General features: G+C 50.3%; 22 protein-coding genes. 13 read left to right on the plus strand and 9 right to left on the minus strand.

Going from position 1 to position 22,882, the window contains the following annotated elements:
• Nucleotides 1–56: 56 nt before the first annotated feature.
• Nucleotides 57–1,310, plus strand: coding sequence for a multidrug efflux MFS transporter YnfM/SxtP(Kp) (gene ynfM, locus OGY71_RS10630; RefSeq protein ID WP_003832886.1), 1,254 nt, complete (start codon nt 57–59; stop codon nt 1,308–1,310).
• Between the two features lie 33 nt (nt 1,311–1,343).
• On the opposite strand, the gene OGY71_RS10635 is transcribed toward ynfM, so the two are convergent.
• The 3 genes from OGY71_RS10635 to OGY71_RS10645 form a co-directional block, all read right to left on the minus strand.
• Complete coding sequence (locus OGY71_RS10635) at nt 1,344–2,030, minus strand: CPBP family intramembrane glutamic endopeptidase (RefSeq protein ID WP_003832885.1); 687 nt, start codon at nt 2,028–2,030, stop codon at nt 1,344–1,346.
• Nucleotides 2,031–2,173: 143 nt separating this feature from the next.
• Entirely contained in the window at nt 2,174–3,664 is a 1,491-nt protein-coding gene (locus tag OGY71_RS10640; protein ID WP_149335348.1) for a sensor histidine kinase, read from the minus strand.
• The gene (locus OGY71_RS10645) at nt 3,661–4,383 is read right to left on the minus strand and encodes a winged helix-turn-helix domain-containing protein (protein ID WP_008784719.1); all 723 of its coding nucleotides are present in this window, start codon (nt 4,381–4,383) and stop codon (nt 3,661–3,663) included. The genes OGY71_RS10640 and OGY71_RS10645 overlap by 4 nt, the downstream gene beginning before the upstream one ends.
• Nucleotides 4,384–4,571: 188 nt before the next feature.
• Here OGY71_RS10645 and msrP point away from each other — a divergent pair, with 188 nt between their 5' ends.
• From msrP to OGY71_RS10670, 6 genes are all read left to right on the plus strand, one after another.
• On the plus strand, nt 4,572–5,576 hold the full coding sequence (gene msrP / locus OGY71_RS10650; RefSeq protein WP_003832879.1) for a protein-methionine-sulfoxide reductase catalytic subunit MsrP: 1,005 nt from the start codon (nt 4,572–4,574) through the stop codon (nt 5,574–5,576).
• On the plus strand, nt 5,577–6,203 hold the full coding sequence (gene msrQ, locus OGY71_RS10655; protein ID WP_149335349.1) for a protein-methionine-sulfoxide reductase heme-binding subunit MsrQ: 627 nt from the start codon (nt 5,577–5,579) through the stop codon (nt 6,201–6,203). It abuts the gene before it with no gap.
• A 47-nt stretch (nt 6,204–6,250) separates the two neighbouring features.
• Entirely contained in the window at nt 6,251–7,738 is a 1,488-nt protein-coding gene (locus OGY71_RS10660) for a carboxypeptidase M32 (protein WP_149335350.1), read from the plus strand.
• A 137-nt stretch (nt 7,739–7,875) separates the two neighbouring features.
• Entirely contained in the window at nt 7,876–8,271 is a 396-nt protein-coding gene (asr, locus tag OGY71_RS10665) for an acid resistance repetitive basic protein Asr (protein ID WP_048214236.1), read from the plus strand.
• Between the two features lie 86 nt (nt 8,272–8,357).
• The gene (ydgU, locus tag OGY71_RS23300; protein WP_049259791.1) at nt 8,358–8,441 is read left to right on the plus strand and encodes a small membrane protein YdgU; all 84 of its coding nucleotides are present in this window, start codon (nt 8,358–8,360) and stop codon (nt 8,439–8,441) included.
• A 100-nt stretch (nt 8,442–8,541) separates the two neighbouring features.
• Complete coding sequence (locus tag OGY71_RS10670; RefSeq protein ID WP_063941568.1) at nt 8,542–9,363, plus strand: trypsin-like serine peptidase; 822 nt, start codon at nt 8,542–8,544, stop codon at nt 9,361–9,363.
• A 34-nt stretch (nt 9,364–9,397) separates the two neighbouring features.
• Here the strand turns inward: OGY71_RS10670 and mdtI are convergent, their stop codons facing one another.
• From mdtI to OGY71_RS23305, 3 genes are all read right to left on the minus strand, one after another.
• Nucleotides 9,398–9,727, minus strand: coding sequence for a multidrug/spermidine efflux SMR transporter subunit MdtI (gene mdtI / locus OGY71_RS10675; RefSeq protein WP_008784713.1), 330 nt, complete (start codon nt 9,725–9,727; stop codon nt 9,398–9,400).
• Nucleotides 9,714–10,079 (minus strand): multidrug/spermidine efflux SMR transporter subunit MdtJ, encoded by a 366-nt coding sequence (gene mdtJ / locus OGY71_RS10680; RefSeq protein ID WP_162623449.1) that lies wholly within the window; start codon nt 10,077–10,079, stop codon nt 9,714–9,716. Before mdtJ ends, mdtI begins: the two co-directional genes overlap by 14 nt.
• Before the next feature lie 107 nt (nt 10,080–10,186).
• Nucleotides 10,187–10,357, minus strand: coding sequence for a protein YdgV (locus tag OGY71_RS23305; protein WP_087050578.1), 171 nt, complete (start codon nt 10,355–10,357; stop codon nt 10,187–10,189).
• A 138-nt stretch (nt 10,358–10,495) separates the two neighbouring features.
• Between OGY71_RS23305 and OGY71_RS10685 the strand changes: the two genes are divergently transcribed.
• Entirely contained in the window at nt 10,496–11,530 is a 1,035-nt protein-coding gene (locus tag OGY71_RS10685; protein ID WP_003832866.1) for an AI-2E family transporter, read from the plus strand.
• A gap of 31 nt (nt 11,531–11,561) precedes the next feature.
• Here the strand turns inward: OGY71_RS10685 and OGY71_RS10690 are convergent, their stop codons facing one another.
• A complete protein-coding gene (locus OGY71_RS10690) occupies nt 11,562–12,758 on the minus strand; it encodes a multidrug effflux MFS transporter (RefSeq protein WP_286613288.1) in 1,197 nt (398 codons plus the stop codon).
• Nucleotides 12,759–13,020: 262 nt separating this feature from the next.
• On the opposite strand from OGY71_RS10690, the gene OGY71_RS10695 reads away from it, so the two are divergent.
• Nucleotides 13,021–13,872: an aldo/keto reductase gene (locus tag OGY71_RS10695; RefSeq protein ID WP_286613290.1), complete on the plus strand. Its 852-nt coding sequence runs from the start codon at nt 13,021–13,023 to the stop codon at nt 13,870–13,872.
• A 41-nt stretch (nt 13,873–13,913) separates the two neighbouring features.
• On the opposite strand, the gene pntB is transcribed toward OGY71_RS10695, so the two are convergent.
• Together pntB and pntA are read right to left on the minus strand one after the other, a co-directional pair.
• Nucleotides 13,914–15,302 carry a Re/Si-specific NAD(P)(+) transhydrogenase subunit beta gene (pntB, locus tag OGY71_RS10700; protein ID WP_003832859.1) on the minus strand — a complete coding sequence of 463 codons (1,389 nt, stop codon included), beginning with the start codon at nt 15,300–15,302 and terminating at the stop codon, nt 13,914–13,916.
• 10 nt (nt 15,303–15,312) lie between these two features.
• The gene (gene pntA, locus OGY71_RS10705) at nt 15,313–16,842 is read right to left on the minus strand and encodes a Re/Si-specific NAD(P)(+) transhydrogenase subunit alpha (RefSeq protein ID WP_003832858.1); all 1,530 of its coding nucleotides are present in this window, start codon (nt 16,840–16,842) and stop codon (nt 15,313–15,315) included.
• Nucleotides 16,843–17,367: 525 nt separating this feature from the next.
• Here pntA and ydgH point away from each other — a divergent pair.
• The 4 genes from ydgH (at nt 17,368) to OGY71_RS10725 (ending at nt 22,874) form a co-directional block, all read left to right on the plus strand.
• The gene (ydgH, locus tag OGY71_RS10710) at nt 17,368–18,312 is read left to right on the plus strand and encodes a DUF1471 family protein YdgH (protein WP_003832856.1); all 945 of its coding nucleotides are present in this window, start codon (nt 17,368–17,370) and stop codon (nt 18,310–18,312) included.
• Between the two features lie 245 nt (nt 18,313–18,557).
• Nucleotides 18,558–19,940 (plus strand): amino acid permease, encoded by a 1,383-nt coding sequence (locus tag OGY71_RS10715; protein WP_191221511.1) that lies wholly within the window; start codon nt 18,558–18,560, stop codon nt 19,938–19,940.
• A 718-nt stretch (nt 19,941–20,658) separates the two neighbouring features.
• A complete protein-coding gene (locus OGY71_RS10720; protein WP_286613294.1) occupies nt 20,659–21,663 on the plus strand; it encodes a hypothetical protein in 1,005 nt (334 codons plus the stop codon).
• A 42-nt stretch (nt 21,664–21,705) separates the two neighbouring features.
• A protein-coding gene (locus tag OGY71_RS10725; protein WP_100216202.1) for an IS3 family transposase occupies nt 21,706–22,874 on the plus strand; the annotation gives its coding sequence in 2 pieces (ribosomal slippage) (nt 21,706–21,955 and nt 21,955–22,874; 1,170 coding nt in all).
• Nucleotides 22,875–22,882 lie beyond the last annotated feature (8 nt).

Genomic DNA, 22,882 nt, shown 5'->3' on the forward strand with positions numbered 1-22,882 from the left:
TTTTCATACTCTTATGGCTGGTCCTGTAGACGTAATTGAATGAGCAAGGATTTCAAGTGAGCCGTACAACAACTGTCGATACCGCGCCAACAAGCGATGTTGATGAACAGATAGTTACCCCGCCGGATGGTTTTATCAAACGCGGAACATCCCCATTTATGCGCGTCACGCTGGCGCTGTTTTCCGCCGGGCTGGCGACTTTTGCCCTCCTCTATTGCGTACAACCTATACTGCCAGTGCTTTCGCACGAGTTTGGGGTATCTCCCGCCAGCAGCAGTATTTCGCTTTCCATATCAACGGCGATGCTGGCGATAGGGTTGCTGTTTACCGGCCCACTTTCAGATGCTATTGGCCGCAAGCCGGTGATGGTTACCGCGCTGCTGCTCGCCTCTTGTTGTACGCTGCTTTCAACGATGATGACCAGCTGGCACGGTATTTTAATCATGCGTGCTCTGATAGGACTTTCACTGAGCGGCGTCGCGGCGGTAGGGATGACCTATCTGAGTGAAGAAATTCATCCCAGTTTCGTCGCCTTCTCAATGGGCCTGTATATCAGCGGTAACTCAATTGGCGGAATGAGTGGTCGCTTAATTAGCGGCGTGTTTACCGACTTTTTTAACTGGCGTATCGCGCTGGCGGCGATCGGCTGTTTTGCCCTTGCCTCTGCACTGATGTTCTGGAAAATCTTACCGGAATCCCGTCATTTCAGACCTACGTCGCTGCGCCCGAAAACGTTGTTTATCAACTTCCGCTTGCACTGGCGCGACAAAGGTTTGCCGCTGCTGTTTGCGGAAGGTTTTTTGTTGATGGGGTCGTTTGTCACGCTGTTTAATTACATCGGCTACCGCCTGATGCTCTCCCCGTGGGAGCTCAGCCAGGCGGTTGTAGGTTTGTTATCTGTGGCGTATCTGACTGGGACCTGGAGTTCGCCAAAGGCGGGTTCTATGACCACTCGTTATGGCCGTGGCCCGGTAATGCTCTTTTCAACAGGCGTGATGCTGGTTGGACTGTTAATGACCCTGTTCACATCGCTATGGCTGATCTTCGCCGGGATGCTGCTCTTTTCAGCCGGGTTCTTTGCCGCGCACTCCGTAGCAAGCAGTTGGATTGGACCACGAGCAAAACGCGCTAAAGGCCAGGCTTCTTCCCTGTATCTGTTCAGCTATTATCTGGGATCCAGTATTGCCGGTACGCTGGGCGGTGTGTTCTGGCACAGCTATGGCTGGAACGGTGTGGGCGGATTTATCGCCCTGATGCTGGTGTTGGCGTTGCTGGTCGGTGCGCGTTTGCACCATCGTCTGCACGTATAATCCACGATGCCCGGGTTCCGGGCATCACCTTCATCACCCTGGCTGTAACGTCTGAGCCGCCATCTGCAGAGCAACAACCGTCCCGTTCATCACTATATGCAGCAAAATTGGCATCAACAGACCGTTGCTTTTCAGTCTGGCCAGGATCAACACCTGCGACACAAGAAACAACATCAGCAACGTGCGTAGATCCACATACTGCGTATGCATGATGGCAAAAATGACCGATACCACCACTGACGACAGCCAGGTTTTATTATTGAACCAGTACTGGAACGCGTTGAATAAACAGCCTCTGAAAACAATTTCTTCATAAACTGGCGCGATAAATATCAGGGTCAACGTAGATAACCACAACGCATAACTACTTAAGGATATTTGGCTGGTCACCCACGCTTCAGTTTGTCTGAGACCCAAAATCAATGGCAGGATAAGCTGAATAAACAGCAGCGCCGCGAACAAAATGGCAAACCACCTGGCGTTGAAAATGCCTTTGCCCAGTCCCTCTCTTTTTCTAAAGAAGAAATAATACAGCGGAACCAGCACAACAAATTCCAGCGCAAACAGCAGCGGAAAAAGTAACCCTTTGGCAAGCAGGTCCTGACTCGCGGGGAAAAACAACGGGGTAAACGTGAGGCCAAACATCAGTAAAAACATTGAAAAGCAGCCAGCAACTGCTTTGGTCCTGGCGATATACAGGTTGTCGGCATCCTGTGACATACGATCTCCTTGCGCTCATCGAAGATAAGTTGATGAATTATCTATGCATGATAAAAATTCTCATTATCACTGACAACCTACCAACTTTTACGCAATGCCCATGGGTACAATGCCAAAACCCTCTTTACTCCGGAATTTCACCGTCAGCTACTCAGAGGAGAATCCGCCAGCGGCAACGAGAAACGGAAGCAAGCCCCTGCCGTTGAGCTAACCAGAAGGATATCCCCTCCATGCAGCTCGAGCATTCTACGCACGATCAGTAAGCCCAGACCGCCGCGCTCAGCCCGCTGCTCACGGGGAATTAACGCGGTCGGGCGCTGAAACAATACTTCTCGCACAGCTTCTTCTACCCCTGGCCCACTGTCCTGCACTTCGGCTAATAAACGGTCTTCATCACGCCAGACTTTTAGCCGTACTTCGCCTCCGTCAGGCGTATGACGGATAGCATTATCCAGCAAATTCGTCACGACTCTTTCTATCATCGATAAATCGGCATTCACCAGCGGTAACGGCCCCGTTACGTCAAGGTGCAACTGCAAATGACGCGTGGCAACAGGGAGATCAAATTTCTGTGCCACGTCCTGGATCAATTCACCAATAGCAAAACGTTCACGCTGCGGTTTTATACCGCCATGCTCCAGCCTTGCCAGCTCAAACAGCTGTTGTGACAGATGGCGAACTTTATGCCCCTGGCGCAGCGCGATGCTAAGATAATGCCGATTTTCCTCAGGCGTCATCGTATCGGCTTTCAGCGACAGCATTTCCAGATACCCCAACAGTGAAGTCAACGGCGTGCGTAAATCGTGCGAAATATTGGCAATAAACTCTCTGCGCTGACGATCGCTGTCTGCTAATAAATCCCACTGCTGGGCAATTTTCTGCGCTAACTCGATAAACGCATTGTTCAGCAGCGCTATTTCATTCTCCGGTACCGGTTCGGGATTTTTTTGCGCCAGCTGTTTGATGACGCTAATGCTGTCCTGTTCCAGTTTGACCACCTGCCCAGTCAGCCTTTTCACTGGATTCGTCACCCATCGCCACACCAGGAATCCAGCGATTGCACCAGCTAATAAAACCAGTATTAACGTCCAGGCCACGGTATTCCAGAGCGTTTTTTGCCAGGCGGTATTCGCCAGCATATTCAGGTCTTCACCCTGCAGAATAATGTACAAATAGCCATGTAGCTCACCGTTATATAAAACCGGCGCTGCGCTGAATACCTTTTGCTGACTGCTACGCGGATCGTTGCCATAGACGGGCAACGCATCTGAGTTAAGGAAATCCTGGATCGGCTGCACGCTAATTTTCTGCCGCTGGATATGCCCGGGCGGTGCAGCATCAGCAAGTATTTCACCTGATGGTGAAATCAGATACAGCTCCACGCTGGGGTTGAGCGTCATCAGGTGATTAAACAATCCTTTTAAGGTCTGGCGATTAATCTGCCCGCTGGTATCAATAAGCGACTCACTTTTGACAATCTTGCTCGCCAGCTCCAGCGAGAGCCTTTGCACCATGGCGTCACCATACTGTTTACTGCTGCGGATCTGGACAACACTGACGGTAACCGCACAAATCAGCATAATGGCGGTAAAGACGAGGGTCAGACGCTGGCTCAGCGACAGGCGATAAATCATGGCTGATGCTCCGCGTTAACCGCAGCAAGCTTATAGCCTCGTCCCCAAACCGTGAGAATAATTTCCGGCTCCGCAGCATCCTTTTCAATTTTGGTCCGCAGGCGATTAATATGACTGTTCACCGTATGCTCATACCCTTCATGCTGGTAGCCCCACACCTGATCTAACAGCGCCTGACGCGAAAAGACCTCGCCTGGATGACGGGCGAAAAAATAGAGCAGATCGAATTCGCGCGGCGTTAAATCGAGGGATTTACCATGCAGCCGGACTTCCCGCGCTAATGGGTCAATTTCTACGCCATGAACGGTGATAATCCCCGCCTCCATACGTAAGTTCTGACTCATCGCTTCCTGACGGCGAAACAACGCCTTTACCCGGGCCATCAACTCCAGCACCGAGAAAGGTTTGGCCAGATAATCATCGGCACCCATTTCCAGCCCCAATACACGGTGCGTTTCGCTGGTGCGGGCGCTGATGATAATGACGGGCAAATAAAAACTCATTTGGCGAATGCGACGACAAATCTCCAGCCCGTCGACACCCGGCAGCATCAGATCGAGGATAACGGCATCCCAGACGTGTTTCTCCAGTTGTTCAAGCGCACGAGCTCCGTCTGCCTCATGAACAATTTCGTAACCCTCATCCTTCAGGCTAAGCTGCAAAAGTGAGGCAATATCGCTGTCATCTTCCACCAAAAATATCTTTTTCGCGCCTGCCATCAGTGTCATCCCCCTCTCGTCGTGCTGAAAGCTTACCTCAGGCAAGGGGCGGAAGTTATCACAAAATTTTTAACTTTTCGTGAGGATCCAGGGATACGCATACGCGCAGTATGTCGTTATAGACACGTCAGACATCAACAGGGAAACGTCGCTTGTTTTCCTTAACATGAAAATAAGAAGGATAAGTCATGCTAAAAAAACGTCCACTTCGGGAAGCAGATGTTACAGCCGAGTCAGTATTTTTTATGCAACGACGACAGATCCTCAAAGCACTTGGGATAGGTGCTGCTGCGGCCACGCTGTCCTCCCCCACACAGGCTAATTTGCTGGATTGGTTTAAAGGCAACGATCGTCCACCGGCCCCCGCAGGCAAAGCGCTTGAGTTCACAAAGCCCGAGCGCTGGCAAAACAGCCTGTCACTGACGCCAGAAGACAAGGTGACGGGCTACAACAATTTCTACGAATTTGGTCTGGATAAAGCCGATCCTGCCGCCAATGCCGGTAGCCTGAAAACCGATCCCTGGACGTTAACCATCAGCGGTGAGGTCAACAAACCTTTAACCTTGGATCATGATGCGCTGACCACACGCTTTCCATTAGAAGAGCGTATTTATCGGATGCGTTGCGTTGAGGCCTGGTCGATGGTTGTGCCGTGGGTGGGTTTTCCGTTGCATAAATTACTGGCGCTGGTTGAGCCAACCAGTCACGCCAAATACGTCGCTTTTGAAACACGCTACGCCCCTGATGAAATGCCGGGTCAGAAAGACCGCTTTATTGGCGGTGGGTTGAAATATCCCTATGTCGAAGGTCTGCGGTTGGATGAGGCTATGCACCCACTCACACTTCTCACCGTAGGCGTATATGGCAAAGCATTGCCACCGCAAAACGGGGCGCCGATACGCCTGACCGTACCCTGGAAATACGGCTTCAAGGGCATTAAATCGATAGTCAGTATTAAGCTGACGCGTGAGCAGCCGCCGACGACCTGGAATATGTCAGCACCAAATGAATACGGATTTTACGCCAACGTAAATCCGCAGGTTGATCACCCTCGCTGGTCTCAGGCTACTGAGCGTTTTATCGGTTCCGGTGGCATTCTTGATGTACAGAGACAGCCCACGTTACCTTTTAATGGTTATGCCGATGAGGTGGCATCGTTATATCAGGGCATGGATCTTCGGGAGTATTTTTAAGTGAGGTTGACTGCAAAACAGATAACCGGCCTGAAAGTGCCGCTGCATCTCGCCGGTTTTTTACCCCTGCTATGGCTCTTCTGGGCCGCGCAGCATGGCGGGTTGGGTGCCGACCCGGGAAAAGATATCCAGCACTTTACGGGCATTACCGCGCTGAAGTTTTTGCTTGCTACCCTGCTGGTATCGCCGCTCGCACGCTATGCAAAGCAGCCTTTGTTATTTCGTACCCGGCGGTTGTTAGGTTTATGGTGCTTTGCATGGGCCACACTGCATATTACCAGCTATGCTCTGCTGGAACTGGGTATACAAAACCTGGGATTGTTGGGTCGTGAACTGGTTTCACGCCCATGGCTAATGCTGGGTATGGCCGGTTGGATTATCTTATTCCTGTTGACGTTGACCTCGACACAAGCCGCTCAGCGTAAAATGGGCAAACGCTGGCAAACATTGCACAACTACGTCTACCTGGCCGCCATTTTGCTACCGCTGCATTATCTGTGGTCGGTAAAAGTGTTATCACCGCTCCCTATTATCTACGCCATCTGTTTTGTGGTTCTGCTGGCTTTTCGCTATAAAAAGCTGTTACGGAAAACCGGGTACAAAGGTGTGTTTATGAAAAGTGAGTGAATCACGGTAAACTTCTTAACCACACCTAAACAGAACGAGAACAAAAAATGAGTAACAATGATAATTACCATCAGCTCACCCGCACGTTCCAGCGGCTCTCTCGCTTCTCCCACCTCTCGGCAATCGCCAGTTGGGACATGTTTACCATGATGCCGCCAGGAGGCAGTAAAGCCCGAGGCGAAGCGTTGGCCGAGCTGAGCGTGCTTGAACACCAACTGTTAACTGACCCGAAAGTGGCAACGTGGATCGCCGCAGCGCAACAGGAAGATCTCAACGATGTAGAACAGGCGAACCTGCGCGAAATGTCGCGACTGCATCACCAGGCATCCTTGTTGCCCGAATCGTTGGTAGAAGCAAAATCTCTTGCGGGAAGTCGCTGTGAGCATGCCTGGCGTAGCCAGCGACCAGCTAATGACTGGGAAGGATTTTCCGATAACCTGAAAGAGGTTGTGAAGTACAGCCGCGAAGAAGCCCGACTGCGCGCAGAAGCTAAAGGTTGTTCGCCGTATGACGCGCTACTGGACATCTTTGAACCAGGAATGACCAGCACTCAGTTGGATGTCCTTTTCGCAGACGTTAAAAGCTGGCTGCCCGATCTGCTAAACAAGGTGGTGGCAAAGCAGTCTCAGCAGTCGCTCATCGCCCCGGTAGGTCCCTTCCCAACAGCTGTACAGCGAGAGCTGGGTCTTGAAACAATGGCACAGCTAGGTTTCGACTTTACCGCTGGTCGGCTGGATATCAGTGCACATCCTTTCTGTGGCGGCGTACCAGAAGATGTTCGCATTACCACCCGCTATGATGAAAACGAATTACTCAGCGCGCTATTTGGCGTGATCCATGAAACCGGTCACGCGCGCTACGAGCAAAACCTGCCACGCAGCTGGTCTGGGCAACCTATTGCTCTGGCACGCTCAACCGCCATTCATGAGTCCCAGAGTCTGTTCTTTGAGATGCAGCTGGGACGCAGTAAAGCCTTTCTGATGCGGTTGATTCCGACTGTAACGCGCCACTTTGGCGATCAGGCAGCGTTTGAAGAAAGCAATTTCATCGCCTGGAACCAGCAGGTCAAGCCCGGGTTTATCCGTGTTGATGCCGACGAGGTAAGCTATCCCGCTCACGTGATCCTGCGTTATGAAATCGAACGTGCGCTTATTAATGGCGATATTGAAGTGGATGATATCCCGGCATTGTGGAACGAAAAAATGCAGTCCTGGTTGGGGCTGTCAACGATCGGAAACTATCGTAACGGCTGTATGCAGGATATTCACTGGACCGATGGCGGCTTTGGCTACTTCCCTTCCTATACCCTGGGCGCCATGTATGCGGCGCAGTTGTTCAGTGCCGCTAACCGCGCATTGCCTGATTTGAATCAGTCTATTGCACAAGGTGAGTTTGGTCCCCTGTTTGACTGGCTACGTCAGAACATCTGGCAGCATGGCAGCCGTTTTACCACTGAACAGCTTATTACCCAGGCCACCGGCGAACCGCTCAGCAGCCGTTATTTCCGCGCTCATCTGGAAACCCGCTATTTGTAATCTCATACCGTGAGTCATTGTACATATCGTTACACGCCGAAACCAATGACTCACGGAAGCCCTCTGATTACAGCGATATAGTTATTTCAACGGCCCCGCAGTGGGGTTGAATGAAAAACCAAATCGAGGGTATGAGAATGAAAAAAGTATTAGCTCTGGTTGTTGCCGCTGCTATGGGTCTGTCTTCTGCCGCGTTTGCTGCTGAGACAACTGCTACTACCGCTCCGACTGCTGCTGCAACCACCAAAGCAGCGCCGGCAAAAACCACGCATCATAAAAAACAGCACAAAGCAGCGCCGCAGAAAGCGCAGGCTGCCAAGAAACACGCTAAAAAATCCACCACTAAACCGGCTGTAGAACAAAAAGCGCCAGAGCAAAAAGCTCAGGCTGCTAAAAAACACACCAAAAAAGCGGCAACCAAGCCAGCAGCAGAACAAAAAGCACCAGAGCAGAAAGCTCAGGCCGCTAAAAAACACACCAAAAAAGCCGTAAAACACGACACCGCTAAACCAGCAGCTCAACCTGCAGCATAACGCATTTGTAGTCACTATGGCGTCCCCCACGCCATAGCATACGGCGCTAGATCGACCTGATGTAGCGCCGCCTTTCGGAGGGTAAAATGGTGTCACATTACCGCTTTGAGTTCATTCTTATTACTCTGATAATTTGCGCCCTCATCGCCATGCATTTTTATCTTTCCTGAGTGTAGTTATCTGATTTTACTCCCACTTTCTCGCCGTCCCGTCTATAGTATTAACTGAGGGTTTGCTGTTTATAATCATAATTCCCCACCAGAGTGTGATATGCATAAAACCATTGCTGTATTACTGGGCTCAATTTGTTTTTTTCCCGTTGGTGCGCATGCGGATCAGCCAGCAACGACTACCGCTGAAGCAGAAAACATAAAAACGCTGTTTTTTGGTCATGACGATCGCACAAAAGTGACTGATCCAACGCAATCACCATGGGACGCTATTGGGCAACTGGAAACCGCCAGCGGTAATCTGTGTACCGCCACGCTCATTTCACCGCATCTGGCCCTGACTGCAGGACACTGCTTGCTCGCTCCACCGAAAGGCAAACCGGATAAAGCCGTCGCGTTACGCTTTGTGTCGAAAAAGGGTGTCTGGCGCTATGAAATCCATGGAATCGAAGGACGGGTTGATCCCTCACTTGGTAAACGTTTAAAAGCCGATGGAGATGGCTGGATTGTGCCGCCATCAGCAGCCCCGTGGGATTTTGGTCTGGTGGTGCTGCGTTACCCGCCTTCCGGAATCACGCCCCTACCATTGTTTGAAGGTGATAAAGCGGCGTTAACCGCGGCGTTGAAAACCGCCGATCGCAAAGTCACACAGTCGGGCTATCCGGAAGATCATCTGGACGATTTGTACACCCATCAGGATTGTGTAGTGACCGGCTGGGCGCAGAATACCGTCTTGTCACACCAGTGCGACACGCTCCCGGGCGACAGCGGTTCACCGTTGATGCTGAAGACAGATTCAGGCTGGCAGTTGATTGGCGTACAAAGCTCCGCTCCAGCGGCGAAAGATCGCTGGCGAGCCGATAATCGCGCCATATCCGTGACCGGTTTTCGCGATAAGTTGGAAGCGTTGGCGAAGGAGTAACACATGCTGCCCGCATTAACGGGCAGCACGGATATTAGGCAAGTTTAATCATCACCATTCCGGCCAGCAGCAGCGCCACGCCAATCCAGCCTTTATTATTCAGGCGCTGACCAAACAACACCCAACCAGCCGCTAACGTCGCGGCAATCCCAAACCCGCCCCACAAGGCGTAGGCAACAGAAAGGTCAATACCTTTTACCGCCTGCGACAGCGCGCTAAAGGCCGCTAACACGGCAGCCAGCGACAGCACGCCATAAACCTTGCGGCGAAATCCATCAGAAAATTTCAAAAAGACGTTAGCGACTATTTCCAGCACGATGGCCATGCCAAGCCAGGCACCATGAACCCACTCAAACTGCTGCATGGGTCACCTCTTTGCTCGTTTTGGCAGGTTTTCGAGTACCAGACTTGATCAGCACAATGCCTAATACCAGCGAGACCAGTCCAGCCACTTTCATCGTGGACAAGGTTTCGTCAAATAACAACACACTAAACAGCGTAATAAATAAAATACCGATACCTTCCCACAAGGCATAGGCCACACCAAGGGCAATTTTTTTAACGGCGAAACTGAGAAAAATATACGATAAGGCGATCATTACCAGCATTAAAATAAAGCCCGAATTACCATGACCGACGCTTGCCCATTTCATTGACAGCGTGCCAGTAATTTCAGCCGCGATGGCCAGACCTAATAATATCCAGTAAAACATGATGCTTCTCCTGCTTGAGAATATAGTCCTTTAGGCCTACTGCATGCAGTAAACCAAAAAATAAAATTAGTTAGCTAAGCGCACAGCGCCAGCTCAGGCAGAAGAAGGGACTAAAGCGCGTTGCGCCAGTGTTGCTCACCCGCAAGCAAGAAAGTGGAGGAGGTACGAAGAAGTGTAGGTAAACGCAAAAACATCCTGAACATATTGTCCATAATATTACAATTATCCGCAGTGTTGCTTCTCATCATCGCGGATGATAATTGTCCTCGGTAGTTAAACACAGATGATTTGTATCATAGCTTCAAGACGAACTCAAAGTCTTTTCACTTCTTTACCTGCCCCGTTTGATTTTTGTTATAACGGCTCGACGCAAATCACTTTATTATGCAGATTCAAAAATGAAAAATGCGGGAATACACATGGCGAAACCGATCATCACGCTTAACGGTCTAAAAATAGTCATTATGCTGGGCATGCTGGTTATCATCCTGAGCGGTATTCGCTTTGCCGCAGATATCATCGTCCCCTTTATTCTGGCGTTATTTATAGCCGTTGTGCTCAATCCCGTTGTGCAGCGGATGGTCAAGCTTCGCATACCGCGCGTAATTGCGGTGTCATTGCTTATCGTTATTATTGTAATGTTAATGGTGCTGCTGTTGGCGTATTTAGGTACATCCTTAAATGAACTTGCGCGAACGCTACCGCAATATCGCTCTTCACTGGTTATCCCACTGAAAAATCTTGAACCATGGTTACAACGCGCAGGGATCGGCGTTTCCGTGGACGAACTCGTCAAATATATCGATCCGAACGCGGCAATGACGCTGGTGACCAATTTACTGGCGCAGCTTTCAAATGCTATGTCATCGATATTTTTACTGCTACTGACGGTAGTTTTTATGCTGCTGGAAGTACCGCAACTGCCCAACAAACTCAAACAAATGATGAGTCGCCCCATTGAAGGTATGGCGGCGATTCAACGCGCCATCGACAGCGTCTCCCACTATCTGGTGCTTAAAACGGCAATCAGCATTGTGACCGGGTTGGTCGCCTGGGGCATGCTTGCTGCATTGGATGTGCGCTTTGCCTTTGTCTGGGGATTACTGGCCTTCGCCCTGAACTACATCCCTAATATCGGTTCTGTATTGGCAGCCATTCCCCCTATCGCTCAGGTGCTGGCATTCAGCGGTCTTTACGATGCGCTGGTGGTTCTGGCAGGCTATCTGGTCATCAACCTGGTATTCGGGAATATCCTCGAGCCGCGGATCATGGGCCGCGGGCTGGGGCTGTCCACGTTGGTAGTATTTCTGTCGTTAATCTTCTGGGGCTGGTTGCTCGGTCCCGTGGGGATGCTGCTTTCTGTGCCGCTGACCATCATCGTGAAAATCGCGCTTGAGCAAACCAACGGCGGTCAAAGCATTGCCGTGCTGCTTAGCGATCTGAACAAAGAATGAGTTTTCGCCCCGCCATCGCGGGGCATTTCCTTTATCGTTTCGCGCGAAAAGCCAAAACGGCGCTTAACAGCGTAAATAGCGCTATTATCCACGCCATGGTCCAGGGCGTGCCATCACTGAAGGCCGCCAGCAGCAACGATGAGATAATACCGCTGCCATATTGCAACGCGCCAATCAGCGCCGAAGCTGAACCCGCAATGTTCGGTACCGCATCCAACGCCGCAGCAGTCGACGTTGCAGCAATAATGCCATTCATCGAGAAAAACAGAAAAACAGTGATGATAATGGCAACGACGCCACCTGATTCCAGCTTAACCAGCAGCGCAAGCACAACCGCAGCCAGCGCCGCCAGCAGCGTCGCATTTTTCAGCAGCTGTTCCAGAGCGTGCCGTTGCACCAGACGGCGGTTAACCACGCTCATAGCCATAACACCGATAATGTTTAGCGCAAACAACCAGCCGTAATGCTGTGGATCAACATGGTAATAGCTAATATAAACAAACGGTGACCCGGTAATAAACGCGTACGCACCGACGTAATAAAACGTCAGGCTCAGGGTATAGCGCATAAAACGCCCATTCGTTAACAACGAACGGTAATTACGAAATGCGCCAGCCAAAGAGGCTTTCACCCGTTTATCTTCCGGCAATGTTTCGGGCAGCCAGTTTAGGGAGATAAACATCAGCGCACCAATCACCACCAGCAGCCAAAAAATAGAGTGCCAGGTGCTCAGGCGAATAATTTGCCCGCCAATCAACGGTCCGGCGATTGGCGCAATCGCCATAACCAACACCAGGGTTGAGAGCATTTGCGCCGCACGAGTACGTGCAAAGAGATCGCGGATCATCGCTCGCGCCAGCATAGGCCCGGTACAGGCTCCAAGCGCCTGAAATACCCGCCAGAAAACAATTTGCGTGATGCTTGTAGACAGCGCACACCCTGCGGAACCAATGATAAATAGCACCATGCCGATAAACAGCGGCTTACGCCGCCCCATATGATCGCTAATCGGCCCCCAAATCAACTGTGCGATAGTAAAACCAATTAAGAAACCAGTAATCGTCAGCTCAACATTGCCATGTAAATCCCCGGCCATCGTCGGCATTGCTGGAAGATAAATATCGGTAGAAAGCGATGTAAAGGCCATCAGGCCACTGAGGATCAGAATAAAAGTAAGACCGGTCTGGCTTGCGGTAGTTACCGGTGAGGCATGTTCACGTGTACGCATAGTGCCCTGTCATGTTCTAAAAAGTCAGGTCGCAGTATATAGACAACGTATTGCCGTGATTAGACGGTTAAAACCGCATGAGTTTATGAACTGAAATCATGAATGGTGAAATCATAGGCGTCATATTTTGTGACTGACTTCCAACAATTACCTTTCAGAAATGAATTCTACTCATAGGTCCATGCGAATTTCACAGACTAATCGTATCAACACAGATTTGCTAATCTGCAGCCAATGCAACGATGATGCTCAGGAGAACCCAATGAATACAACAGTTTTGAATAACAGTGTTGAGATGCCCCTGTTCGGATTTGGCGTTTATCAAATGACCGATGCCAGCGAATGTGAGCAAGCCGTACGGGATGCCATTGATACAGGATATCGCCTGATTGATACCGCTGCCTCCTACCAGAATGAAACTCAGGTCGGCAACGCACTTAAGCAAAGCGGAGTCCCCCGCGAGGCGCTTTTTGTGACGACCAAACTGTGGTTACAGGATACCAACTATGCAGGCGCAAAGGCGCAATTCGCACGTTCTCTGCAACGGCTTCAACTGGATTATATTGACCTTTATTTGATTCATCAGCCCTATGGCGATGTGCACGGTGCCTGGCGTGCGATGGAAGAATTATATGAAGAAGGGAAAATCCGCGCGATTGGCGTGAGTAACTTTCATCCGGATCGTCTGGCGGATTTAATCGCTTTCAATCGCATTATCCCAGCCGTTAACCAAATTGAGGTGAATCCTTTTCATCAGCAGCCGCATGCAGTAGCCTGGATGCAGAGCCGGAATATTCAACCGCAAGCCTGGGCACCGTTCGCTGAAGGACGCAATGACCTGTTTCAGAACCCAGTCTTATCGGCTATTGGTGAAAAATATGGCAAAAGCGTTGGTCAAGTCGTGCTGCGCTGGATTTATCAACGTGGGATTATTTCGCTGGCGAAAACCGTGCGTAAAGCGCGGATGGCCGAGAATATTCAGGTGCTGGACTTTGCCCTAACGGCGGAAGAGATGACGCAAATTGCCGCGATGGACAGCGGAACCAGCGCGTTCTTCTCGCATCGCGATCCGGCTCGTGTGGAATGGATCACCCAGCGTAAACTGGATGTTTAAAAAAACGGCCTCCGCAGAGGCCGTCTTACTTTTACTGGCAATTACAGCGCTTTCAGGATCGCATCCACGCTAGCTTTGGCATCACCAAACAGCATATGGGTGTTATCTTTAAAGAACAGCGGGTTCTGCACACCTGCATAGCCGGTGTTCATCGAACGTTTGAACACGATGACGTTCTGCGCTTTCCACACTTCCAGTACCGGCATGCCGGCGATTGGGCTGCGCGGGTCATCCTGCGCCGCCGGGTTTACCGTGTCGTTGGCACCAATGACCAGCACTGTATCGGTATCGGCGAAATCATCGTTGATCTCATCCATTTCCAGCACGATGTCATAAGGTACTTTGGCTTCCGCCAGCAGCACGTTCATATGACCTGGTAAGCGCCCTGCTACCGGGTGAATACCAAAACGCACTTTGATGCCGCGCGCGCGCAGTTTCTCAGTGATTTCCGCGACCGGATACTGTGCCTGAGCCACTGCCATGCCGTAACCCGGGGTGATGATCACGGAGTGCGAGTTCTTCAGCATTTCTGCTGTGTCTTCCGCAGTAATCTCACGATGTTCACCCACTTCTTCATCAGACCCGGTAGAAGAACCGTCAGAACCAAAGCCACCCGCAATAACGCTGAAGAATGAACGGTTCATCGCCTTACACATAATGTAAGACAGGATCGCACCAGAAGAACCGACCAGCGCACCGGTAACGATCAGCAGATCGTTGCTCAGCATGAAGCCCGCTGCCGCCGCCGCCCATCCTGAATAGGAGTTAAGCATTGACACGACAACCGGCATATCCGCACCGCCGATGGAGGCCACCAGATGCCAGCCAAAGGCCAGTGCAATAATGGTCATCACCAACAGTGCCAGAACCTGCAGGCCCACGCTTTCGGTACGAACAAACACCACCAGCAGCAGGAAAGAAACAACCAGCGCCGCCAGGTTCATTTTGTGACGATTCGGCAGCATCAGCGGTTTAGAGGAAATCTTGCCGCGCAGTTTGCCAAAGGCCACCACAGAACCGGTAAAGGTTACCGCACCGATGAAGATACCCAGGAACACTTCCGTCAGGTGAATGTTCACCAGAATCGGTTCCAGGCCCGTATCGTGATACAGGTAGCTGTTGAAACCCACCAGTACCGCAGCCAGACCGACGAAGCTGTGCAGAATCGCCACCAGCTCCGGCATCTCGGTCATTTCGACTTTCTTCGCCAGACGAATACCAATCGCGCCGCCAATGATCATCGCCACCAGGATCCACGCAACGTTGCCGGTATCCGGACCAAATATCGTGGCAATCAGCGCAATCGCCATCCCGGCGATGCCATAGTTGTTACCCTGCTGAGAGGTTTCGTGTTTCGAAAGCCCCGCCAGACTAAAAATAAACAGGATCGCGGCAACAATGTATGCAGCTGTAACTAATCCTCCAGACATATGTTACCCCTTAGTTTTTCCGGAACATTTTCAGCATGCGCTGAGTCACGGTGAAGCCACCGAAAATATTAATGCTGGCAATAAGCACCGCGATAAAGCTCAGGAAACTCACCCAGCCACCCTGGCCAATTTGCAATAACGCCCCAACCACGATAATCCCCGAGATGGCGTTAGTCACAGACATCAGCGGAGTATGCAACGCATGTGACACATTCCAGACCACGTAGTAACCCACCACGCAGGAAAGCGCGAACACCGTAAAGTGACCAAGGAACTCTTTCGGCGCGACGTCGGCGAGCCAGCCAAACAAAATCACTACCAGCGCCATCAGCGCATATTTGCGCCACGGAGAGACAGGTTTTTTCTCTTCTTTCGGCGCAGGTGCGGCTTTTGGTGCAGCCTGCGGCTGAGCAGAAACCTGGATAGGCGGCGCAGGCCAGGTGATTTCACCCTCGCGAACCACCGTGACACCACGCACAACCACGTCGTCAAAATCAACAGTGATATTGCCGTCTTTCTCTTTGCACAACAGTTTGAGCAGGTTGACGAGGTTCGTACCGTACAGCTGGGAAGATTGCGTTGGCAAACGGCCAGGCAGATCGGTATAGCCGATAACTTTCACCCCGTTCTCGGTGGTGGTCACCTGGTTAGGCACGGTATATTCGCAGTTACCGCCGTTTTGCGCGGCAAGATCGACAATTACGCTGCCCGCTTTCATCGAATCGACCATTTCACGGGTGATCAGTTTCGGAGCCGGTTTGCCCGGGATCAGCGCAGTGGTAACGATAATGTCGACGTCTTTCGCTTGCGCAGCGAAGAGTTCCATTTCGGCTTTGATGAACGCTTCGGACATCACTTTGGCATAGCCATCGCCGCTGCCCGCTTCTTCTTTAAAGTCCAGTTCAAGGAACTCTGCGCCCATACTCTGCACCTGTTCCTTCACTTCCGGACGGGTATCAAAAGCACGCACGATAGCGCCCAGGCTGTTTGCCGCACCGATCGCCGCAAGACCAGCCACCCCCGCACCAATCACCATGACCTTGGCAGGTGGAACCTTGCCTGCGGCGGTGATCTGGCCGGTGAAGAAGCGACCGAATTCATGTGCAGCTTCAACAATAGCGCGATACCCGGCGATGTTCGCCATCGAGCTTAAGGCATCCAGCGACTGTGCGCGTGAAATACGCGGCACGGAGTCCATCGCCATAACGGTCACGTTACGCTCTGCAAGTTTTTGCAGCAGCTCAGGGTTTTGCGCGGGCCAAAGAAAACTCACCAGCGTCGTGCCCGGATTAAGTAACGGAATTTCCGCCTCCTCCGGCGCATTGACCTTCAGGATGATCTCTGACTGCCAGACTGCATTTTCATCAACAATTTCTGCGCCTGCTTGAACAAACGCCTTATCGTCAAAACTCGCCAGTTGACCTGCACCGCTTTCAACCGCGACGCTGAAACCCAGTTTAAGCAGCTGCTCAACCGTCTTCGGCGTGGCTGCAACGCGGGTTTCATTGGTTAACCGTTCTCTTGGTATGCCAATTCGCATAATGTTCCCTTCCATCTGTAATTATGATGATGGTTTATCAATGTTCGCACGAGGCATGCGCGCACTCTCGAGAGAGGTCAGTGTTACCTCAATAAAATAAAACAGTAACAAACTCTGTATAACCTACTGAAAATGACGCCTGTGATCTAGCGCCAAAAAACAGTATTTATTATGAAATTCGCGAAATAGAGATGAATCGAACCTCAGACAGATAAAATGCCCTAAAAATAGCCCACAAAGGCTGATAATTCGCTCAAGCGAAGCGGCAAAACATGATTACCTACCTGTCAAAAACAATTGATTAACATTAAATTAACTTATGAAATTCAACTGCTTTATCAGTTTTGGTCACCAAATGCCGAAATTTTCGGCATATCACAAAATGTTATCCCTGTTGTTACCTAACGTGACACGATGAGTGAAAAATGACGCAGACACTGACACAATTTAAATGCAATAATCAGCGACGTTTCTAGTCAATAACAATACCAGTACCTGGTTTGCGCAAGGCGAAGGATTATTTTTATGAAGCTTAAGAACACTCTCCTGGCGTCCGCACTAATTTCTGCGACTGCTTTTTCTGTAAATGCAGCGACAGAATTGACGCCGGAGCAAGCGGCTGCCCTGAAACCCTATGACCGCATTGTGGTCACCGGTCGTTTTAATGCTATCGGTGATGCGGTTGCTGCCGTTTCGCGCCGTGCAGATAAAGACGGTGCAGCCTCCTTTTATGTTGTTGATACCTCAGATTTTGGCAGCGGCGGTAACTGGCGCGTTGTTGCCGACGTCTATAAAGCCGACGCTGAAAAAGCGGAAGCGTCAAAAAACCGTGTCATTAACGGCGTTATGGAATTGCCAAAAGATCAGGCCGTTCTGATAGAACCTTACGACACCGTTACAGTGCAAGGTTTCTACCGTAGCCAGCCGGAAGTAAACGATGCCATCACCAAAGCAGCGAAAGAGAAAGGTGCTTACTCCTTCTATATCGTGCGTCAGGTCGATGCCAACCAGGGCGGCAACCAGCGTATTACTGCATTCATCTATAAAGCTGATGCGAAAAAACGCATTGTACAAAGCCCTGATGCGATCCCAGCAGATTCAGATGCTGGTCGTGCCGCATTAGCAGCAGGTGGCGAAGCCGCGAAGAAAGTTGAGATCCCGGGCGTAGCAACTACCGCTTCTCCGAGTGCTGAAGTCGGCCGTTTCTTCGAAACGCAATCCACCAAAGGCGGACGTTACACTGTCACGCTGCCGGATGGAACCAAAGTTGAAGAGCTGAACAAAGCGACCGCCGCCATGATGGTACCGTTCGACAGCATCAAGTTCACCGGTAACTACGGCAACATGACGGAAGTCTCTTATCAGGTAGCAAAACGCGCAGCGAAGAAAGGCGCGAAGTACTATCACATTACCCGCCAGTGGTCAGAACGTGGTAACAACGTGACGATCAGCGCCGATCTGTATAAGTAATACCCAATGCCTTATCAGGTCTACAGTCCTTGTAGACCTGATAATTTCGCGCAGTTCTGTTTCCAGACAAAACAAAAACAGCAGTATTAAGACAACTTTTCACACTATTAGTCACAAATCTCTCTATCCCCATTGCATGCGTTCTCTTCTCTCCGTAAAATCCCGCGCCTTAGTGGCTTTCACCATTTTTATGCGGTTTGCCAAAATAATTATTCTCTCACTCTCGTTTTTGTAACTGGATACAAATGGAAAAGAAATTGGGTCTGAGCGCACTGACCGCGCTGGTTTTAAGCTCAATGCTCGGCGCTGGCGTTTTCAGCCTGCCACAAAATATGGCGGCAGTAGCCAGCCCGGCTGCGTTACTGATTGGTTGGGCGATTACCGGTGCGGGTATTCTTTTGCTCGCCTTTGCTATGCTGATCCTGACGCGTATCCGTCCTGAACTGGACGGCGGCATCTTCACCTATGCACGTGAAGGTTTCGGCGAGTTGATTGGCTTCTGCTCTGCGTGGGGATACTGGCTGTGCGCTGTTATCGCTAACGTTTCGTATCTGGTCATCGTCTTCTCTGCGCTCAGTTTCTTTACCGACACACCGGAATTACGTCTGTTCGGCGACGGTAATACCTGGCAGTCGATTGTCGGCGCATCGGTACTGTTATGGATAGTCCATTTTCTGGTGTTGCGGGGAGTACAAACCGCGGCCAGCATTAACCTGGTTGCTACTCTGGCAAAACTACTTCCGCTAGGCCTGTTTATCGTGCTGGCGTTAATGCTGTTCAAGCTCGACACCTTTACTCTCGATTTTACCGGCGTCGCGTTGGGCGTGCCTGTCTGGGAGCAGGTCAAAAATACCATGCTCATCACCCTGTGGGTTTTCATCGGTGTGGAAGGCGCGGTGGTGGTATCTGCCCGCGCCAGAAATAAACGAGATGTAGGTCGCGCCACGCTGTTGGCTGTACTCGCCGCACTGGGCGTTTACCTGTTAGTCACCCTGCTATCTCTCGGCGTTGTCGCGCGGCCAGAACTGGCGGAGATCCGCAATCCATCAATGGCCGGTCTGATGGTTAAAATGATGGGGCCATGGGGCGAAATTATTATTGCTGCGGGTCTGATTGTTTCCGTGTGCGGGGCCTATTTAAGCTGGACGATTATGGCGGCGGAAGTGCCGTTCCTCGCCTCCACGCACAAAGCGTTTCCGCGTATTTTTGCGCGACAGAATGCACAGGGTGCGCCATCGGCATCGCTGTGGCTAACCAACATCTGTGTACAAATCTGCCTTGTGCTAATCTGGCTCACAGGCTCAGACTACAATACGTTACTGACTATCGCCTCAGAGATGATTCTGGTGCCCTATTTGCTGGTCGGCGCATTTCTGTTAAAAATTGCCACCCGTCCAATTCATAAGGCTGTCGGTATCGGCGCGAGTATTTATGGCCTATGGTTATTGTATGCGTCAGGTCCGATGCATCTGTTGCTGTCTGTGGTGTTGTATGCGCCAGGACTGTTGGTTTTCCTTTATGCCCGTAAAACGCACACGCATGAAAACGTATTAAAACGCCAGGAGATGGCGCTGATCGGCCTGCTGCTTGTTGCTGCTGTGCCGGCTACCTGGATGCTGATGGGGTAACGTTATACCCATCGCTGGCATCGGAAAATATCGGACTATGGATATCCTGATAAAGGATTATCGGGATATCATGGTTAACGCTGATTAATCGAAAATAATAGTTCTCACTCTCCCTTCTTACCCCCACATTATTTGTTGCTGCGTGCGAAACGCTTTGCGCGGTTCCTCAAATGATGAATCATCACATGCCGATGATCACCTCTATTGAGTCCGAGTCATTCTTTCTACACTTCATAATCGCAGACTGCTTTACGACATAACGATCAGTCACGATCATCTGTCTTATCTTCTTATGAATCACAACATAACACACTGAAACACATCATTACTTTCTCAATTTTTTGTTCACTTTTCATATTTGTAAAAGATAAAGGCGAAACACTTAGCGAACACATACAAAGCATAATACACGCATAAGATACGCATAAGGAAAAGAACAATTAATCATCATACAATTAACTATTTGTGCTTTATCTTGTGTTGCATTGATCTTGGCGTTGTGTTGATATTTATGTTTGATGATAATGAAACCCGTGCGCTGGTTCCACCAGCTCCCCCTCCTCGTCAATTATGTCGGAAATTAAATAGGTTTATTAATAGCTGTTACTGCATCGATTAATTATGTAATCGGCAGCATTCAGTCATTGAGGGGCAAACAAAATGATAAATAAAGAATTAATGATGACACCTCCCTATTAATCCTAAACGGAGTATTAAAATGTTTAAGAAATCAGTGGTTGCAGTATTAATGGTTCTTCCAATATCTGCTTTTGCTCATGGTCACGGTGGCCATGGCGGTATGGGCGGTCACAATTTTGGTGGTCATGGTCATGCTGGTAACATTGGTCATGCTTTTAGTGGTCATTCGTTTGGTGGTCACTTTGCGGAGCGCATGAATGCAGGTGGTGGGTTCACAGGATTCTCTAAAGGCTCCATCAATATGAGCGATCACCCCATCGCTGACAACACGACACGTTCCATCAGTGTGAAAGATGGTGTCGTCACTAAAAACATTGCCTATAACGGTGTTAATGAACAATATTCCGCGACAACGACAATCAGCAAGGATGGTGCAATGCGTACCTCCACAGTGAATCGTGATGGAGTGACAAAAGAAGCATCAACTGTTGTGTCTGCTGATATGCGCTCTCATAGCGTAGCTGTAACCAATGGCACCGAAACAGCAATGTCGATTCATAGCTATGATGAAGGTGTTGGTGGTCTGAATGTTCATGCTTACAATGATGGTGTAAACACCTATGGCAGCGTTCATGCTTACAATGACGTAGCTAATGCAGCCTACTCCGCCCACGTCATTCATAATGACGAGCTTACGCGTATTGGCTACAACGTTGTTTCTCCAACCCAACGCTCTCACACTGTAGCTGTGAAAGATGGCGATTATACTCACGTTCACACTGCGGGTTATATTGGTAACGAAGATGTTGGATTTGGTTGGAACAAAGGCATCACTCGAGATGGCCAATACGGTTTTGAGCATTCAGTTAATAGTCTTGGGATTGCAACAATCGGTAACTTTGGACCCACTTATTACGGAGAAAAAGCGGCTAACCTGAAAACAGGTGAAGTGAAAACGATCACCAACTATCAACCAGCACCACAACCCACTCCAGTGGTAATTCATGTTACCCCTGCGGTAGTTGTTCATGTTGTCCCAGCATCAATCGTAACCTGTAGTGGTTTACTGAATTTGGCCACCTGAACAGAGGTGATATGCTCACCTCAGAACATTACAGGTGCCTCAATGAAAAAAAGAAATTTCAGCGCAGAGTTTAAACGTGAATCCGCTCAACTGGTCCTTGATCAGAACTACACCGTTGCAGCTGCGGCCAGTGCTATGGATGTGGGTCTTTCTACCATGACGCGATGGGTAAAGCAGTTACGGGATGAACGACAGGGCAAAATACCTAAAGCCTCCCCTATAACCCCGGAACAGATTGAAATACGTGAGCTGAAGAAAAAGCTACAACGCATTGAAATGGAAAACGACATATTAAAAAAGGCTACCGCGCTCTTGATGTCAGACTCCCTGAACAATTCTCGTTAATCGGGAAACTCAGAGCGCAGTATCCTGTGGTCACACTCTGCCACGTGTTCGGGGTTCATCGCAGTAGCTACAAATACTGGGAGAAAAGCGCCGAAAAGCCAGACGGCTGGCGAGCTGTGTTACGCAGCCAGGTTCGGGAGCTGCATAACATCAGCCATGGCTCTGCTGGCGCAAGAAGTATCGCCATTATGGCAACCCTGAGAGGCTTCAGAATGGGACGCTGGCTTGCTGGCAGGCTCATGAAAGAACTGGGGCTGGTGAGTTGTCAGCAGCCTACCCACCGGTATAAACGTGTTGGTCATGAACACATCGCTATCCCGAATCGCCTTGAGCGACAGTTCGCAGTGACAGAACCTAACCAGGTGTGGTGCGGCGATGTGACGTACATCTGGACAGGCAAGCGTTGGGCTTACCTTGCAGTTGTTCTCGATCTGTTCGCAAGGAAACCAGTGGGCTGGGCAATGTCATTCTCGCCGGATAGCAAGCTGACCATCAGAGCGCTGGAAATGGCGTGGGAAGCTCGCGGTAAACCAGCCGGAGTGATGTTCCACAGTGACCAGGGTAGCCACTATACAAGCAGGCAGTTCCGGCAGTTACTGTGGCGTTGCCAGATCAGGCAGAGTATGAGCCGACGTGGAAACTGTTGGGACAACAGCCCGATGGAACGCTTCTTCCGTAGTCTGAAAAACGAGTGGGTGCCAGTGACAGGTTATATAAACTTTAGCGATGCTGCTCATGCGATCACAGACTATATCGTCGGGTATTACAGCTCGCTAAGGCCGCATGACTATAACGGTGGGTTGCCCCCAAACGAATCGGAAAACCGATACTGGAAAAACTCTAAAGCCGTGGCCAGTTTTAGTTGACCACTACA

Origin of the sequence: Citrobacter sp. Cpo109 (genome assembly GCF_030332565.1) — a bacterium.
Taxonomy (GTDB): Bacteria; Pseudomonadota; Gammaproteobacteria; order Enterobacterales; family Enterobacteriaceae; genus Citrobacter; species Citrobacter portucalensis.

Excerpts from the sequence above, each read along its gene's own strand:
- pntB (WP_003832859.1), bottom strand. The coding sequence starts at position 15,302 with ATGTCTGGAGGATTAGTTACAGCTGCATACATTGTTGCCGCGATCCTG.
- OGY71_RS10685 (WP_003832866.1), top strand. The coding sequence starts at position 10,496 with ATGGCGAAACCGATCATCACGCTTAACGGTCTAAAAATAGTCATTATG.
- OGY71_RS10660 (WP_149335350.1), top strand. The coding sequence starts at position 6,251 with ATGAGTAACAATGATAATTACCATCAGCTCACCCGCACGTTCCAGCGG.
- asr (WP_048214236.1), top strand. The coding sequence starts at position 7,876 with ATGAAAAAAGTATTAGCTCTGGTTGTTGCCGCTGCTATGGGTCTGTCT.
- ydgU (WP_049259791.1), top strand. The coding sequence starts at position 8,358 with ATGGTGTCACATTACCGCTTTGAGTTCATTCTTATTACTCTGATAATT.
- ydgH (WP_003832856.1), top strand. The coding sequence starts at position 17,368 with ATGAAGCTTAAGAACACTCTCCTGGCGTCCGCACTAATTTCTGCGACT.
- OGY71_RS10715 (WP_191221511.1), top strand. The coding sequence starts at position 18,558 with ATGGAAAAGAAATTGGGTCTGAGCGCACTGACCGCGCTGGTTTTAAGC.
- OGY71_RS10670 (WP_063941568.1), top strand. The coding sequence starts at position 8,542 with ATGCATAAAACCATTGCTGTATTACTGGGCTCAATTTGTTTTTTTCCC.
- OGY71_RS10635 (WP_003832885.1), bottom strand. The coding sequence starts at position 2,030 with ATGTCACAGGATGCCGACAACCTGTATATCGCCAGGACCAAAGCAGTT.
- OGY71_RS10645 (WP_008784719.1), bottom strand. The coding sequence starts at position 4,383 with ATGGCAGGCGCGAAAAAGATATTTTTGGTGGAAGATGACAGCGATATT.
- msrP (WP_003832879.1), top strand. The coding sequence starts at position 4,572 with ATGCTAAAAAAACGTCCACTTCGGGAAGCAGATGTTACAGCCGAGTCA.
- pntA (WP_003832858.1), bottom strand. The coding sequence starts at position 16,842 with ATGCGAATTGGCATACCAAGAGAACGGTTAACCAATGAAACCCGCGTT.
- OGY71_RS10695 (WP_286613290.1), top strand. The coding sequence starts at position 13,021 with ATGAATACAACAGTTTTGAATAACAGTGTTGAGATGCCCCTGTTCGGA.
- OGY71_RS10720 (WP_286613294.1), top strand. The coding sequence starts at position 20,659 with ATGTTTAAGAAATCAGTGGTTGCAGTATTAATGGTTCTTCCAATATCT.
- mdtI (WP_008784713.1), bottom strand. The coding sequence starts at position 9,727 with ATGCAGCAGTTTGAGTGGGTTCATGGTGCCTGGCTTGGCATGGCCATC.
- OGY71_RS10690 (WP_286613288.1), bottom strand. The coding sequence starts at position 12,758 with ATGCGTACACGTGAACATGCCTCACCGGTAACTACCGCAAGCCAGACC.
- OGY71_RS10640 (WP_149335348.1), bottom strand. The coding sequence starts at position 3,664 with ATGATTTATCGCCTGTCGCTGAGCCAGCGTCTGACCCTCGTCTTTACC.